The sequence below is a fragment of the Streptococcus sp. 2018110 genome (assembly GCF_019754115.1).
Classification (GTDB): Bacteria; Bacillota; Bacilli; order Lactobacillales; family Streptococcaceae; genus Streptococcus; species Streptococcus hashimotonensis.
Genome location: NZ_JAIJZO010000008.1, coordinates 26264 through 41799, shown reverse-complemented (window position 1 = coordinate 41799; position 15536 = coordinate 26264). Strand labels below are relative to the sequence as shown.

At 41.6% G+C, this 15536-nt stretch carries 24 protein-coding genes; all 24 read right to left on the bottom strand.

Annotated elements, in window-relative coordinates; translation table 11 throughout:
• Positions 1–2: 2 nt before the first annotated feature.
• On the bottom strand, positions 3–3017 hold the full coding sequence (locus K5Q34_RS06375; protein WP_221864716.1) for a phage tail tape measure protein: 3015 nt from the start codon (positions 3015–3017) through the stop codon (positions 3–5).
• A 307-nt stretch (positions 3018–3324) separates the two neighbouring features.
• Positions 3325–3744 carry a hypothetical protein gene (locus K5Q34_RS06370; protein ID WP_221864715.1) on the bottom strand — a complete coding sequence of 140 codons (420 nt, stop codon included), beginning with the start codon at positions 3742–3744 and terminating at the stop codon, positions 3325–3327.
• Between the two features lie 11 nt (positions 3745–3755).
• Positions 3756–4331 carry a major tail protein gene (locus K5Q34_RS06365; RefSeq protein WP_043033224.1) on the bottom strand — a complete coding sequence of 192 codons (576 nt, stop codon included), beginning with the start codon at positions 4329–4331 and terminating at the stop codon, positions 3756–3758.
• A 12-nt stretch (positions 4332–4343) separates the two neighbouring features.
• Complete coding sequence (locus tag K5Q34_RS06360) at positions 4344–4667, bottom strand: hypothetical protein (protein WP_221864714.1); 324 nt, start codon at positions 4665–4667, stop codon at positions 4344–4346.
• A complete protein-coding gene (locus K5Q34_RS06355; protein ID WP_221864713.1) occupies positions 4664–5017 on the bottom strand; it encodes an HK97 gp10 family phage protein in 354 nt (117 codons plus the stop codon). The genes K5Q34_RS06360 and K5Q34_RS06355 overlap by 4 nt, the downstream gene beginning before the upstream one ends.
• A complete protein-coding gene (locus K5Q34_RS06350) occupies positions 5014–5313 on the bottom strand; it encodes a phage head closure protein (RefSeq protein ID WP_221864712.1) in 300 nt (99 codons plus the stop codon). The genes K5Q34_RS06355 and K5Q34_RS06350 overlap by 4 nt, the downstream gene beginning before the upstream one ends.
• Positions 5300–5581, bottom strand: coding sequence for a hypothetical protein (locus tag K5Q34_RS06345; RefSeq protein WP_221864711.1), 282 nt, complete (start codon positions 5579–5581; stop codon positions 5300–5302). The genes K5Q34_RS06350 and K5Q34_RS06345 overlap by 14 nt, the downstream gene beginning before the upstream one ends.
• Positions 5582–5583: 2 nt before the next feature.
• Positions 5584–5886 (bottom strand): hypothetical protein, encoded by a 303-nt coding sequence (locus K5Q34_RS06340; protein ID WP_221864710.1) that lies wholly within the window; start codon positions 5884–5886, stop codon positions 5584–5586.
• 11 nt (positions 5887–5897) lie between these two features.
• Positions 5898–7061, bottom strand: coding sequence for a phage major capsid protein (locus K5Q34_RS06335; protein ID WP_221864709.1), 1164 nt, complete (start codon positions 7059–7061; stop codon positions 5898–5900).
• Positions 7058–7636, bottom strand: coding sequence for an HK97 family phage prohead protease (locus K5Q34_RS06330; protein WP_221864708.1), 579 nt, complete (start codon positions 7634–7636; stop codon positions 7058–7060). Before K5Q34_RS06330 ends, K5Q34_RS06335 begins: the two co-directional genes overlap by 4 nt.
• Positions 7623–8825, bottom strand: coding sequence for a phage portal protein (locus tag K5Q34_RS06325; RefSeq protein ID WP_221864707.1), 1203 nt, complete (start codon positions 8823–8825; stop codon positions 7623–7625). The genes K5Q34_RS06330 and K5Q34_RS06325 overlap by 14 nt, the downstream gene beginning before the upstream one ends.
• Positions 8826–8847: 22 nt before the next feature.
• Positions 8848–10623 (bottom strand): terminase large subunit, encoded by a 1776-nt coding sequence (locus K5Q34_RS06320; RefSeq protein ID WP_221864706.1) that lies wholly within the window; start codon positions 10621–10623, stop codon positions 8848–8850.
• Positions 10616–11005 (bottom strand): P27 family phage terminase small subunit, encoded by a 390-nt coding sequence (locus tag K5Q34_RS06315; protein WP_221864705.1) that lies wholly within the window; start codon positions 11003–11005, stop codon positions 10616–10618. The genes K5Q34_RS06320 and K5Q34_RS06315 overlap by 8 nt, the downstream gene beginning before the upstream one ends.
• Positions 11006–11085: 80 nt before the next feature.
• Positions 11086–11379, bottom strand: a complete 294-nt coding sequence (locus K5Q34_RS11815) for an HNH endonuclease (protein WP_253214100.1) — start codon at positions 11377–11379, stop codon at positions 11086–11088.
• A gap of 351 nt (positions 11380–11730) precedes the next feature.
• Entirely contained in the window at positions 11731–12273 is a 543-nt protein-coding gene (locus K5Q34_RS06310) for a site-specific integrase (RefSeq protein ID WP_044475317.1), read from the bottom strand.
• 108 nt (positions 12274–12381) lie between these two features.
• Complete coding sequence (locus K5Q34_RS06305) at positions 12382–12846, bottom strand: hypothetical protein (RefSeq protein WP_044475316.1); 465 nt, start codon at positions 12844–12846, stop codon at positions 12382–12384.
• On the bottom strand, positions 12818–13066 hold the full coding sequence (locus K5Q34_RS06300; protein WP_221864704.1) for a hypothetical protein: 249 nt from the start codon (positions 13064–13066) through the stop codon (positions 12818–12820). The genes K5Q34_RS06305 and K5Q34_RS06300 overlap by 29 nt, the downstream gene beginning before the upstream one ends.
• The gene (locus tag K5Q34_RS06295; protein WP_153593971.1) at positions 13035–13175 is read right to left on the bottom strand and encodes a hypothetical protein; all 141 of its coding nucleotides are present in this window, start codon (positions 13173–13175) and stop codon (positions 13035–13037) included. Before K5Q34_RS06295 ends, K5Q34_RS06300 begins: the two co-directional genes overlap by 32 nt.
• 8 nt (positions 13176–13183) lie before the next feature.
• Positions 13184–13579, bottom strand: a complete 396-nt coding sequence (locus K5Q34_RS06290; protein WP_024406259.1) for a hypothetical protein — start codon at positions 13577–13579, stop codon at positions 13184–13186.
• Positions 13563–13832, bottom strand: a complete 270-nt coding sequence (locus K5Q34_RS06285) for a hypothetical protein (RefSeq protein WP_044752723.1) — start codon at positions 13830–13832, stop codon at positions 13563–13565. Before K5Q34_RS06285 ends, K5Q34_RS06290 begins: the two co-directional genes overlap by 17 nt.
• Positions 13829–14350 carry a hypothetical protein gene (locus K5Q34_RS06280; RefSeq protein WP_221864703.1) on the bottom strand — a complete coding sequence of 174 codons (522 nt, stop codon included), beginning with the start codon at positions 14348–14350 and terminating at the stop codon, positions 13829–13831. Before K5Q34_RS06280 ends, K5Q34_RS06285 begins: the two co-directional genes overlap by 4 nt.
• Positions 14343–14522, bottom strand: coding sequence for a hypothetical protein (locus tag K5Q34_RS06275; protein WP_044752720.1), 180 nt, complete (start codon positions 14520–14522; stop codon positions 14343–14345). Before K5Q34_RS06275 ends, K5Q34_RS06280 begins: the two co-directional genes overlap by 8 nt.
• 263 nt (positions 14523–14785) lie before the next feature.
• Positions 14786–15199: a single-stranded DNA-binding protein gene (gene ssb, locus K5Q34_RS06270; RefSeq protein WP_221864702.1), complete on the bottom strand. Its 414-nt coding sequence runs from the start codon at positions 15197–15199 to the stop codon at positions 14786–14788.
• Positions 15189–15536 (bottom strand): hypothetical protein, encoded by a 348-nt coding sequence (locus K5Q34_RS06265; protein ID WP_221864701.1) that lies wholly within the window; start codon positions 15534–15536, stop codon positions 15189–15191. Before K5Q34_RS06265 ends, ssb begins: the two co-directional genes overlap by 11 nt.

The following is a 15536-nucleotide window of genomic DNA, read 5'->3' as shown; positions in this document are numbered from 1 at the left end:
GTTTACCCTCCTCTCAATTGTGTTTTACGTTGTAGCTCATCTGCAATACGCTGAGCAACTTGATTGGCAATCTTCGTGATATCAGCTTCTTCACGGACAACATTGTCTGTGATAGTGATGTTGATGGTTGGTGTGCTGCCTCCCATTGTCTGAGCAATACCACGACCAATGGCTCCGAGCGTCTTATCATTAAGCGGTAAGATAGCTTCATTGCCAGCCTCACCACCAACCATGAGATTATTACCGTTCATGCCAAATGCCGTCGGCTTGGTTAAAATACCACCCTTGGCATACCACTCAATACCGATTTTCGGCACTCCACCTTTCAACCAATCCAAAGGGTTAGCTGAGCCAGAGATGCTAAAATGTGGCAAAGGAATGTGTGGCCAACGGATTTGAAAGTTGAACAAGCCCTTGATAGCATTGATAGCATTTGAGACAGCATCTCTTGCACCGTTGATGGCATTGGAAATACTGTTCTTGATGCCGTTCCAGATATTAGAAACTGTACTTGATATCCCGTTTAAGATGTTGCTGACGGTTCCTGAGATAGAATTCCAAATGTTTGAAATCGTTCCAGATATACCACTCATCACATTTCCAATATATGATTGAATAGCGGATAGAATCGTCTGAACAATGCTCTGAATACCATTCCAGATAGTTGAGAATACTCCCTTTATCGTTTCCCAAGCACCAGACCAGTTTCCATTGATGATCTGCATGACTGCTGTGATAATGCCCAGGACAACGTTTATGGCTGTTTCAACAACAGTCTTGATAACTTCCCAAACAGTTGAGATGACCAGTTGAATGTTGCTCCAACTAGCTTCAATTAGCGGACCAAGTATACTCATGACCGTCTGAATAACCGATTGTATAGCATTCCAGATTGTCTCAGTAGTTGCCCGAATCAGTTCTTGATTTTCAGCCCACCAGGTAGACAAAGTCCCCCAAATAGACATCACAAAATCAGATATTTGCTGAACAATCGTATTGATGACAGACATAATGGCATTCCATATCTCTGTAACAGCCGTTCTGAAACCTTCATTGTTTTGCCATAGATAAACTATTGCTGCAACTAAAAGACCTATTACAGCTATAACTCCTAGGACTGTCCCGACAATTGGAGCCATAGCTGTGACAACTCCCATAATTGATGGTAATAACGTAGAGAACCCGACGGCTAGCCCAATAATAATTGGGAGTAACGTTCCAGCAGCTGCTAAAACTAGACCAATGATAACAATGAAGTTTCTCACAGGGCTATCTAACCCATTAAACCATTCAACCACGCTCTTCAATACATCAACTAACACTTCCATGATTGGGGCTAGCACCTCTGATATAGCGTTCCCAATATCAGCCATGGCCAGTTTCGCTTCATTTTGAGCTGTGGTGAATCTATCTATCGGATCTAACGTTGCTTCATAGGTCGTACTGACAACTCCAGCGGCGTTCTCAGCAGTTCCTGCCAAGTTTTCAAAAGAAAAAGCCCCACGTTTAATGGCATCAACCATTCTAGGTGCTGCTTTCGTACCGAAAACTTCGGATGCTATTGTAAGAGCATCTGTTTCAGATGTACTGGATTTGATTTTATCGATGGTTTCAGCAAGTCCCTCTTTCATGGTCTTGCCGTCTTTGGCATAATTGACTGCCGCCTTCGATAAAGTGCCTAATGCAGCTGACGAATCCACACCAGCTTTCTCAAATTGTCCGATGAGAGTCACACCCTCATCAAATTCCAGTCCGAGGGCTTTGATTTGTGGTGCCCCATCAGTCGCTTTCTTCATCAAGTCATCAACTGACACTCCTGTAGATTGTGCAACGTAGGTTGTGGAATCCAGGACATCGCTCAACCAATCAACCGAAAGCCCGTAGGCTTCCAAGGCTCGCTTAGAATTGACCGTACTTGCTGCAACATCAGTTCCATTGATTTCAGCAAATTTAATCATATCCTCTGCCGTTAATTGCAGTGCTTCACCCATCAACTGAAATTGAGTATTGACTTCACCAACAGCACTGCCAGCAGTTTCAAAATCCGTAGGAATAGAGGTCGCTATATTTTCAGCTATCCCAATCATCTCATCCAGAGCCTGTCCTGTTGTCCCAGTCTTTGTGATGATAGTGTCCATGCCAGCATCAACTTCTCTGAAGGCTTCCAGTGCATTCTGACCAAGCTCTATCAACTTGTCACTAACTTGACTGAGCTTATCACTGAAATCCATTAGTAAATCAGCTTTGAGTAGTTGGTTTGTTTCTGATAAGTCTGACTTAACACTAGCACTAGCACCAGTCATTCCATTCATTTCAGACTGCAAGCCATTGAATGCGGCCTTGGTTTCGTTCAAGGATTTCTCTAGTTTATTCGCTTCAGTAGAGTTCTCACCGTACTCACTCTTTGTCAGTTCCAACTGTCGCTCAAGGTTCGAGATCTGTTTTTCCACAATCTCGGATTGAGCAGCAATCTTCTTCTGAGCCAGGGCGACTTTCTCAGATTCAGAAGCGTTCTGACCGAGCTCACTCTCTTGTAGTTTGAAAGAACTGGTCACTTTGTCCATCTCGGATGCTAACTGGCTCTGCTCATTCTGTAGGCTGTTCAGTTGACTGACATTGGTTTCTACAGCTTGACCGTTATTGGCCAGAGCTCTATTGACATTTTCAAGCTTATTCTCATAACCCTTGAGGACATTTTGAGTAGTTTCCAGTTCACGTTGGAAAGCACGGTACTGATCAGCTCCGATGTCTCCATTCTGGAATTGCTTCTCCACCTGTGCTTGGGCTTGTCTCAGAGTTTCAAGCTTCTCCTTGGTATTGGATACCTGCTGTTGTAAGACTTCCTGTTTCTGGGTCAGCAAGGTTACATTGCCAGTATCAAACTTCAAGGCCTTATCAATCTGTCTCAGTTCCTTGGTTGCTTCAGTAGCATTCTTGTTGACATCTTTCAGGGCCTTCTGCAAGGGTTGCGTGTCGCCATCAATTTCAATCTTAATCCCTTTGATGTTACTTGCCATTTGTTTCCTCCTTTCTTTTGAAGATTGCCGACCCACCCACCTCAAACGAAAAATAGCAGAGCTTACAAGCTCATCTATGACCGAAAGTCCACTTATTACAGGGAACTTGACCTTAGAATCACTCTCTCAGCACTGCTAATTTCTTAAAAGTTGTCAAAATCTTCTTGAGTAGCTTTTCTTTCGCCATCCTTATCTTTACTGCGTAAATTCACATAATCCGTCTGATAATCCAGAGCCATACCGATTGAAATATGCTTCAAGTCATCAATGGATAAACCTGTCTCCTTACAACAAGAGAGATAGGATTCTACTGTAAAGATTTCATCGCTTGCAGATTCTGACGAGTCTGTTTCTTTTTTGTCTGCATGCTCGCATTCAACATTTCCATCAAGTCTTGTCCGATTTCTTGAACAGGGAATTCTTCCATTTCCATGAAGAATTGAGCATAAGGCTTGATACGAGGGTTGGCAGACTTGGCAAAGGTCCAGAAAAGACGGTTAAAGAAAGTCATATCAAAGTCAGCAAGGGCCGACATATCAATGTCACTTGCCTGTAATTCCTGACCAGGCTCCAACTTATCCAGTTTAGACAAGAGTGCTTGACTGTTCAGCATTGAGAATAGGTCCTGGAAATAGTCCTTACCAAACTCTTTCTTGTAAGCAATAGGAGTATAGCCATTTGTGGCCAATTCATACTCCTGATCACCAATCGGAATAATTTTACGCATGCAAGACCTCCTTATCCACCTACAGCGGCTGGCTCATAGACTTTCTTGAACCAATTGTCATAGACTTCCTTCTTGTCTGCCGAGGTGACCGAGCGTTTCACTACAGTATCAAGCGGACGTGGGCTAGCATTGAAAGTCAATTCTCGCTCATTGACACTTGTGCCACTCTTTGTCTTAGAGCCAGTTGCTGGACGGCTAGCAGAACAGTAGTAGAACACATGTCGGGTCTTGTTCTTGTCCCCTGAAAATTCAAACATTAAGGCAAACGGTGTTGGCTCGGCATCGCCTTTTTCTGTCAATACACCTGTCTCGGTATCTTTAATCTCACCGAGAATTTTCGTGGCAAACTGATCAATGATGTGAGGTACTTTCCATTTACCCTCATAACCTTCATTGGCATTCATGAAGTGATAATCAATATCATCTGCTTGAATAGCACCTGATTCCCCTTTCGGTTCAAGAGTGATTTCCATTGCCCCAGGGAAACGGAAAATCTCTCCGTAAGTTAGCACCCCTGTCTCAGCACTGATGCTAGTAATTGGTGCAACGTGTACATTTTTCAGACCATAGGTCACTTTATTTTCCATGTCATTCCTCCTCTAGTAGAGATAGACTGTGTAAGGCTTGACATAAAGCCTTTCAGTCTCAATAAAAGTTTCTTCTTGAGCTTCAAAAAAGAGCTCATGGTTAGACCATAGCTCTTCCAAACGCTCCTCTAAATCCTCATCCTTTCTCTCAAATGCCAACTCAACAACCACCGACTTAATCTCATGGTTCCTTGTATTGTCAGCAGAATTGACAATAGGATTAGATTCGAAATACACAAGGTAAGGCATATCAGGGACATGCCCCTCTTGATATGCTCGATAGGTTACAGGCAACTCAGCCTGTTCCAAAATATCTGCAAATTCTGATAGCTTCATCGACCGAGCTCCTTAATCCGTTTTTCAAAGTTTTCTTTGACCTTTTCCTCGACAGGTTTGATATGAGGTTGTGCTTTACTACGACCACCATTTCGTAACAAGTGACTGTTTTCCAGTAAGTGAGTAAGTCGGTAAGTTGGTGCAGCATTATGGACCACATACGACCCCTTAGCGCTCTTCTTAAATCGCCAATTCCTAGCATACTTTCCATACCTTTTAGGACTAGTCACTTTCAGTTCGTCCACGGCTTCGCTAGCCACCTCTTCTGCAATAAGGTCAACTTCATCTTCTATCTCAGACGAATACTCAGCTAAAGCTTTAGCAATCTCATTGGCTAAATCCTTGCTCATGATAATTTCTCCGTCAAGGTTAATTCAAGGGTTTCAAGGTCAACAGGATAGGTCTTAAGGATGCGGTATCTTTCCCCTTCGAATTCAGCCAACTCTTGATTGTCGTATTCAAAACTATGAATATCAACTACTAGACTTGGACGAATACCTGCCTGATTGGCTTGGTAAAACTCTGACCTGCTAATTGACTTCTTGCGACACAGCAGAACAGTTTTGATTTCCTCAGTGATGTTCTGCTTCAACTTGTCTTTTCCAGTGATTCTCTTTGCTATCAGAGTGATTTCATGATTCCACATCGCTAATCTCTCCTTTTGATGAAACTTGCAGATTGTGTAATCGCCATTGAAGGTGACGTGGCATATCCACCCCACCCTCGTAGCGATAAGCAGCAAAATCAACCACAAACATCTCATGATCAGCTCTAGCAGAATCCAATTCAATACCGAAAGTCTGTGTTAGTTCAGAAATGACGGCATCAAGAATTTTCTTCAACGGCTTATCCCTGAGAGTGGTTGAAATGCCTAGCTTCAGTTTAAGCAGTTCTAATAGCTGATCAGTGTCCATGACTATTCCTCTGCTTTCTTAGTGGTACGTTTCCGCTTTGGTTTTTCTACTGGTTCATCAGCAGGCTTGTCACCTTCTGGAAGCTCTGACTCTTCTTCAGCAGACTTATCGCCTTCTGGAAGCTCTGACTCTTCTTCAACTGTAGTCAAAAAGATTGAGCCAGCTGAATTTGAGCCAGTCAGCAAACCTTGGATGAAATCATCTGAAGGTTTGTGACCGTCGCGAGGGTAGGTTTCATCCAAAGCGTAATCATGTTTATTTGGGTCTGTCAAGTCCTTGAAAGGACGGATAACTTTGTAAGCCATTGACTACCTCCTTACAAAACAGCGTCGGTGTAAGTCACATAGAAACCAGCATCAGCATCGACAACCTCTACATCGAAACGGTTAGCAGTTGCTAAATACTGACCATAGATTTTATCATCCTGCCATTTAACAGTAGTTTGGGCACGGTCAAATAACGTTGCAAACTCTGTCACATCCCCGATGAATGCTTTCATATCGCCTTTTGAAGTGCCAATAACATCATCTGGGTAAACATAAATCACACGACCAGCAAACTTGTACCCAGTAGGAGAGGTAATATCCGTCTGCAACATATATCGACCGTCTTTATCCTTAATTTTATCCAAAGCGGCGAAAAGAGATTGGGTGGCTACGATACTAGCATTGTAATATGGTTTCAATTCAAGATTTAAAATATCTTTCAAACCATCAAGTCCAGATGCATTTTTTGCAGTTGCTTTCTTCAATACTTTCGCAATTTCAGCGTTCTTAGTGATACGTTCCTGATTCATTGCCTGCTTAGCGACAAGCCCCATCACATCATAATCAGCGTCATCAATCAATTCTTGAGAAACTGGCAAATGACCACGACGAGTTTCAATCTCATAGGAAACTTTTGTGAAGGTAGGTTTTGCTAAATCAGGATTCTCAGCTAACTCCTCAACCGTATTCATGACCTGGTCAGTCAACTTAATCACAGACCACTTACCACTTGCATTGCGTACTTTAACGACGTTTACCAGCGATGTTAAGTCTGTTTCATCACGTTTAGCTTCTTTAGGGCGAAGCAAATCTTCTGGGATTAGGGCCTCTCCTTCAGTAGACTTAAATCCGTCGCGTAATTGCCCCTTAGTTCGCAAATAATGGTTAAACGCTTCACGTTCATTCATGTCTTTCTTACCTCCTCGGCTTTCTCCATAGCGTGGAGCGTTTCGGTTTTGTTCATCGATTTGCTTTTGAAGGTCCTCGATTTCCTTTTCCAATTCAGCCTTTTCGGCTTCTTTGGATTCCAGTTCTACTTGAAGTTCCTCAAGAGTTTTCTCAACAGCTGACACTTCTTCCTCGGTCTCAGCACGTTCCAACTTATCGGCTTCAAGAGCAGTACGTTTCTGCAAGTCCTTGATGGACTCTTCAAGTTCAACTACTTTTGTAGCTTTAGCTCGCATACGAGCACCAAAAATTAGAGCTTTATTCATAGCTTAAATTTCTCCTTTATTTCTTTTTTACGCTTATCAAGCATTTCACGATTTGCACGTAGTTGACATTCAAAGTCCTTCTGACGTGCAGCAATTTCAGTCTGTGGATATGCTGGGAAAGTACAAGGACTAACTTCAAAGATTTCAAGGTCTAAGATAGTGTCCAGGTAAGAACCGTCATCACGCTCTTCCGTATTGATTTTGATTGGGAAGAAGCCAAAACTACAACCAATCACATCGCCACGTTGAACGCGAGCATAGGCACCGACCGCTTGTGGGTCATCCTTGTTGATGATAATATCGCCAAACAGACCAACATCATCAACACCGAGCCGCACTGTGTCATTTCCAGTCCGACCAAGTACCAAACTATGGTCATGGTTAAATAAGGCACGGATGTCGGCATTTTTAATAGCCTTCTCGACACCCTCACGCTTAATCACTTCAAAATAACCAGGCCAAAGTTCAGTCTCTTCATCAAACTTGATAAAGTAGCCACTCAAAATCAAATCGCCAGACTCTTGTTCCTCGCGAGTTTGAAATTGTGTGGCCATGTAAGCCTTACGTTTCTGCATCGGTATTTCCTCCTTCCTTGTTTAATTTGCTCTGATTGCCTAACTCACCCTGCGGTAGATAGTTTTCGAGAACAATGATGTCATCCATTTCAGGATCAGGAGTCATGCCAACCCAATCTCTCCACTCATTCCGACGCATAGCAGCACTGTTTGTCATCTGTTGAGCAACAGTTGACAACTCTGTAATGTCGTAAGAATAGAGAGACCGTGGATTGAACTTGAAATAACGATTGCTAGATACCAGCAAATCCCTTGTCAATGTCTGAGTGATTGTTGTAGCAATGCTCATGATCGTGGTATTGACAAAGTTGTTGTATTCTTCTTTGTTGAAGTCTCCAACACCCAGGATAAAAGCTGGTACTCCCAAAAGCCCAGCCACTGTTTTCTTGTCAATCTCAACCGATTCATTCAAAGCAATGTCATTCAAATTCAACGGTTTGACTTGCTCAACTTCCATAAGGGCATCAGGTATAATCCACGGCTCTCCTGACTGGCTTGTGGATAGATACTTCTTAGCAATCCTGTCACGGCCTTCTTGACTGCCCAACTCATCACTGGATGAATCGACCTTGACAATCAAGCTCGGAACATTCTTGCCACTCATAAAACCTTTTTTAGTCTGAGTAGCTAAGTTTAGGTTGCGGACAATGTCCTTCAAAGCCAGCCGATACCCTGTTCCGACATAAGGACTATCTGGATCAGGATTGATTGCAAAGTGGACAACATCGTCAGGCTCGTATTCCCTACCCTTGTAGCAAATCACATAGTCTAAATCATTGGACTTAAAAGAGACCTCATCCATAGGGAAGGGTCTCAAGTTCAAAATATAGTCTGTCACAGGGTCATATTCGACATGAAGGACAGAATTACCGTCGCCGTACAGCAACAAGTCACGCACAATCTTGAAAATCCAAGTCTTCCTGGTCATGTGTGCACAAGGATTGATGTCAATCTTCCGAGCCAAGCCGTCCTTGATACGAATATCGCCCTTGTCTGTGTTTTCCATCAGATGTATGGTCATATTCGACACCATATCAGCAATCTTATTGACAGCCAGTATCACATCAGGATTCCTAGCAAGCGGCACATAACCATCACCCTCAAAGATAATTCCAAAATCCGAGTGACTAAGCATACTCACAGTTGACTGTGGCTTACTCCTCTTACGGAACCTATCAAAGAAACCCATTCTTTCTCACCTCCTTTCTAACCTAATCAAAGAATTGCATCACATTCTGGTTCTTGCCAAGATTAGCAAGAGCCTGGATACATGCAAAGACACTGGCATCAAACAAGTCAATCCTTGCCGTACCACCGTCACCATCTAACTTTTCATATTGCACCGCATCGTCCACCTTTTCAATCGCTCTGACATTGCTAACACAGTATTCATAGGCTTCAGAATGCAGATAATAAAACTCCCTATTCTTAACCTTGAACTCAATCCGTCTGAACCCTTCTGATTTCAGATAGAAAAGCTGTGGTTGGTCAATCATCTTGAACTTAGCTTTTTTCATCTTGCTCAAAAACTCACGACCAAACTTTCTATCCATACCAACAGCAGCAATCTTGAAGCCTTTCTGCCTCATCTCGATAAACCACTTGACGATATCATCATAGAGTACCGTTGGAGTGTTGCTCATTGTCAACCAACCATCTGACTGCCACCCAAAAAGTGGAATACCATCATCATTGGCTTTCTTCTGAGCATTGACACGAGGGAAGAAAGCGTGAGTAATACAGATGTCAATGTCTTTCTCACCGTCATTGTAGATGCCATAGAGTGCAGCAGCTGTCAAGTCATGCAAGCGTGACAAGTCCGCCCCACCATACCACTTAATCGGCAAGCGTGCCAGCTCTTCCAAGCTCCAATCATAACAGTCATCCGAAGCTATGAACTCATCAGGATTGAAATAAGCATTCATAGAGTTAGTGAAGACATTCAAAGTCTTATTGAAAAACTCATTCCTTGTCTGTGGATCGTTCATAGCTTGCTCAGCTTCTGCTCTCAAGGCTGGCATGGACACCGTGACACCCCAAGACGGATTGGCCATCTTCAAAACATTGTCATCCAGATAGTCTCCAACATCGCCGTCCGTCGTCTGGTTAGCCTTGCAGATAAAAATGAACAGCGATTCATCAGTGATTAACTGCTTGAGCACCTTCTGACAGTATTTCAGCCTGTTAGCAAGGAATCCTGTTGGAATATCCCCAGCCGTTGAGATAACAAAAAGCATACTGTTACGGTATGCCGACATTGTTTTCTTCATAAGACCATACTTCTTGGAATTTCGCATGGTGTGAGCTTCGTCAATAACAGTAACATTACCATTCAGAGAGTCCAAACGGCTCTCATCATTGGCTAAGGCCTGTATATAAAACGAACCATCATCTCCAAAATTTGCTGTGATAGAGTGTTCCTGGTTGTTGTCCTTGATACGGATAGACTTATCATTCCACCGTTCCACATTGAACTTGATGAAGTTGAAAGCTTCCAATGCCTGCTTGACTGAATTTGCCACGATGTAACATTTCGAACCACTATCAGCATCCAAAATCTGATAAAGCAGAGCAATAGCAGCAGTAAAACTGGTCTTACCGTTTTTCCGTGCCAGCATTATCAAGGCTTCCTTGAACCTACGCTCATTTGTCCCAGCATGATAGAAACCAAAGAGATTGACAACCGTAAAATGTTGCCACGGTTGCAAAATCAAAGGCTTGTTACGGATAGACATGGCAAACATGTCATCTCCTTGCTGATGGACTATAGAGTTTTCGATGAAGTGAACAGCAAAGTCCACTATATCCTCATCAAGTTCATAGGCTGGATTTTCCAAATCCCTCAAAAAGCGTTCAGCAGCCAAAATCCGTTCTTCGTTATGTTCCTCTTGATAGCTCAGGACATAATCAACATAGGCTTTAGCTTTTCCAAGATTGGTTGTAGCGTGGCGAAAATCGGCAAACCGTTTTTCAAAGTCTTTATCCATCTCTCACCCGCTTCTTTTTCAGTTCATTCTTGAACTTAATAACCTCTGTTAGTGGTGAGCCTTTGTCCTGCTCGACCACCTCACCCAGTGACTTTGGATTAAGCATAAGCTGGTTTGAATAGCTCAAGATGTCTTTTCTGAGTATTTCCATTGCAGTCAAGATTGGAACTTTCCGCTCATTCTCAGCACCAGCCTTGTTGACATAGACATCTGTGACAGGATAGCCCATGTCAGCATAGTCTTGAGCTAGTTTCTGGTACTGAAACAACATCCCAGCAAAGATATCAATGATCATTTCAAATTCTTTTCGATAGGTGCCCAAGTCCTTCATCTGCTTGACCACTTTTGACTTGATTGACTTCACTGTAATTGGTTTAGCCAAAAACTAACCCCCTTTCTACAAAATCGCTGAGTTTTTACCCCCTTTTTGTCTGAGTGCCTCCGACTTGGAAAAAGTTCCCTTCACCGGTTCCCAGGACGCTCAAGAATATTTCGAAAAGTGGGGGGGTACCCATAAAAATCTTGAAATTCCTTCTTTCTCTTTTTTTGCCAATAAATTCCTTGGCCGACAACTCTGTCATTTACCCTGTCATGAAAAGTATTATGCTTTCGATTAGTTAATGCTAAGCAATTCCATTCTACGAACTCAAGCTCAGGATATTCAGACACTGGGAAGATGTGGTGAATCATTTCAGCTGGTACCGACAAACCGTATCTCAAACTTTCTTGACACAGGTAGTCAGACTTCCTCATCATCTTGTCTCGGAACTTTTCCCACTTCTTTGACTTCAGGGATTGTCTGACTGGCTTGTAATAATGTGCCATACATTCCTCCTGTCAATGCAAAAGGACAAGTCAACGACCTGTCCCTCTTGCTCATGTTACCAATATATCAGATTGTTTTTGTCAATAATACCCATTTTTTTGACAAGATTGTTTTTAACGGTCTAAATTATGTAAAATAACCACTCTGAACTATCTATATCTTATATTTTATCCAATTATGTTTCATGCTAAAAAGTCAATAAAAACAAGGCTTCGGACAACCTCCTAAAAATAAACTAGAAACTTCCTCGTTATAGATAGTTGAAATAAGGCAAAAAAATATTAGAGACTAAAATTACTCATCTTAGTGTCAAGTTCATCTTGTCTTACACAGATATAAATTAGTGTGACAGCTGGGCTTGAATGGTTGAACAAGGACATCAAGTCAGCAACGTTCTTGTACTTCTTGTAATAATGATAGCCAAATGTTTTTCGCATGGTATGAGTGCCTACATTATCAATGCCTAAGTCTTCAGCTGCTGTTTTCAAAAACCAATATACTGTCTTGTAACTGAGGGCTTTATTCTTGCCAACTCGACTTTGGAATAGATACTCATGCAAGGCTCTATCTTTTACGAATTCCCGTAATTCATTTTTGAGTGGTCTTGTCATCTTGATACTCTTATATTTTCCAGTCTTCTGTTCCCTAATTTTAATATGCCAGCCTTGAACATCTTTGACCTTCAATTTCAGAATATCTCCAACACGGAAGCCAGTGTTGATTCCCAAAAGAAATAGCATGTAATACTTTTCATTCCAAGATAAGAGGTAATCTTTCATAGCTTGGATATCATCTTTATCTCTTAGCGGTTCAACAATATTCATCACTTTGCTCCTTTCGTAAAAAATAAAGCACCAAGGATTTCTCGGTGCTTAGCGACACTATCAATCTATCAGATTGTTTCTGTCAATTCTATATATTTTTTTGACAAGTTACATGAATAATAGTTTCGCAAGAGTGTCAAGGATGACTTCTCGTCTTCTGTAGATTTGCTTGCTATGTCTATATAAATAACCAGTCTCTCCATTCTGCATAATGTGCCAAATTTGAATCCAGTCATATCCTGTATGCTCTCCCCACCTCAAGTGGAATATTTTCTTATCATCAGGTTCCAGTACGTCCAATAATTTTGAAATAGCTCTCTGAAATTCTTCAAGTCTTAGAATCATTGGATCACTAGCGTAAGCAATGGCTAGGTTCTCGGATGTATTGCATGAAGTCCCACTTCTACTTGCTCCTGAATCGTCTATGTCTGGTATTGTTAAATTCTTAACCGCATAGAGCCTTTCTAATTCGTGACGACGCTGTCCGATAAGTTTATCAATCTTAAGATACTTGGCTTCAAGTTCAAACTCAAGAAAATCACGTCTAGTCTTGATTGCTGTCTTCTTTGTCAAGTCGTTCCTCCATTATCATACTCAAATCAGAACTAATCTCATCCACGAGTTTTATTTTGACTGGAGCGATTATCTCAGCCATATTTGTGATACACTGGTTGATAAGATCTATCACACCATCTAGTTGTTCGGTAGACAACTTGGCCAGTTCCTGTTCCAACTGTTCCAGTTCTTGTTGCCGTGCTTGTTTAGCTTTCTTTTTCTTGATTCTTTTGTTCATGTTTCTTATAAGTCTCCCAAGCTCCCATGATGATAGCGATTAGTACAACCAACAGAAATGCAATCGCAATCATTGCTGCCAAGAATTTAATAATTTCAAGTAAAATCATAGTTCCTCCTAATCTACAGCCTTGACTTCCAGTGGCAACCACATCTTCGGATTGAAGTTGATAGTGTAATCGTAATTCGACACATCCTTTGTCTTCACATCCTGGACCACATAGGATACATTATCAGACAATCCAATGATATGCTTTTGATATTCCTCATCGGCAGTTTCGACCAAAATTTCCAGTTGATTATCTGTCGTGTCTGCTACAATTGACATCCGACCGCTCATCTCAAACATCACATCATTTGTGATAGCATTCAATACTGTAACCTTTCGTACTACGTTGAAATTGTCTGCCTCTTCCGATAAGTTATGTCGAACAACATCAGCTTGGTCAGAACACCCAGCTAACATACCAATCACTCCAATAGTTGTTAATACTAATTTAATTTTGTTTTTCATCCTCTTCTACCTCCGAATAATATTTATCACCTTTCGTCTTTACTTCTTGAAAATAGGCTCTGTAGCTTTCGTCTTGAATGTCATCAAGGTTTATTTGCTTTGCCACTTCATATACTGGTTCATTATAGTCACAGCAATGTAGATGCCACAACTGGTTCTCCTGCAAAGTGTTTCGATTGAAACCACATGAGCTTTGAGCTGCTGCAAAAACAAGTGCTGTCAGTAACTCTTCATCAAGCTGAATTGTAATCATTTCGCCCTCCATTTTCTTGTATTTGCCCGTTGCTTAGCTGTTTCTCTGGCTATTTCGTCCCAGACATAATCTGGGTTTTCAAGCATGAGGTCCACGCATTTGTCTTTCAGGGTCTCGATGATAGCCTGGTCCTCTTCCTTTTCACGGTAGCATGCAGCCAACTCCTTTTTAAGCTCAGCTATTTCTTCAACGTAGCGGTCTTCTGTACTAATCACATTCGGGCTATCAAATGTGATAGTATCAATTTGACAACCCAACAGTGCTCGCAAGACCATTTCAACATCATCGACTACAACTCCAAGACCTGCTCTATTGAGATTGCTGGTGACTTCTTTCAAGTTACGGTTATTGATTGATATTGGCTGAGGAATAGTATAGCCAAGTTGTCTTGCGTAATCCGAGGTATGCTTTGCAATTCTATTATTTGCACAGATAATCTGATTACCTGTCGCATGACTTTCCAAAATAGCCATTGTAGTTTTGCCGAAACCTCGGCCAAATCCAATAAGTTTAGTCATTAAATCCTGTCCTCCATTCAATCCAATCATGTTTGATTTTGCTTGTAAATAGGTTTCGATACATCGTGACTTTCGTGTGTGTACCATACTTTCCATTGATAATTGAAAAAGTCCTAGTCTTTTCAATTACCCATGGATCCTGAGAGTAGGGATAGCGGTTAGGTCTACTCATTATTTTCCTCCTGTAATTTTTTTATTATGGTTCTTACATAAATCCATACCGTGAAATCTGTTGGAACATCTGTCACAGAGTAGCTTGTCGCAAGTAAGAAACCTTGGTTGCTGATTTTTAAATAAACTGAAACTTCGGTAGAATGTTATTCCTGTTTGACCAATTATAAAATCACATAACTTTGTCGCTCTTCTCTTGTAGCATTCGTGACATATATCATGTTTTGGAATAAATTGAACAATATCAGCTGTCATTCAACACTCCTAAAACGGCAAGTCGTCATCTGTAATATCCATCGGCTGACCGCTGAAATTCGGTGGCATCTGCTCATCCATACTGGAATAATTAGCACTATTGTCACGCTTTTCAAGCACCTGGAAACTCTCAGCGATAACCTCGGTCACATAGACACGTTGCCCTTGCTGATTTTCATAGCTTCTGGTCTGAATTCGACCTGTAATGCCAATCAAATGACCTTTCTTGGTCCAGTTGGCTAGATTTTCAGCTTGTTTTTGCCATATGACGCAGTTGATAAAATCTGCCTCACGGTCACCAGCTGCATTCTTAAAATTACGATTGACGGCCAGCGTGAATGCACCTACTGCCACATTGTTAGGTGTGTAACGCAATTCTACATCTCTGGTCAATCGACCAATCAGTACAACATTATTGATCATCAGATACCCCCGTCAATTTATCAATTTCTTTTTTGGTTTCTTCTTGTTCACGTTGCAACTTTTGAAGAGTGGCTAATTTCTTGCCTTGTTTGATTAAATCAAGATTGTTTAATTCCTTGATTTCTTTAGTTGCTCTATCTACTTTTCTCTTATAGTCGTCAAACCGATATCTCCACTCGGATTCGTCCCAGCCAAACATTCGACGTAATTCCCGCTTATAGCTTTCTTGTTTTCTGTCGATTTCTTTGATAGATACTGCATAAACTATAATGAGGCCTAAGTGCAGTATGGCTGTTATGATGCTCAGGACAACAATTCCAATCATTAGATTATTCAT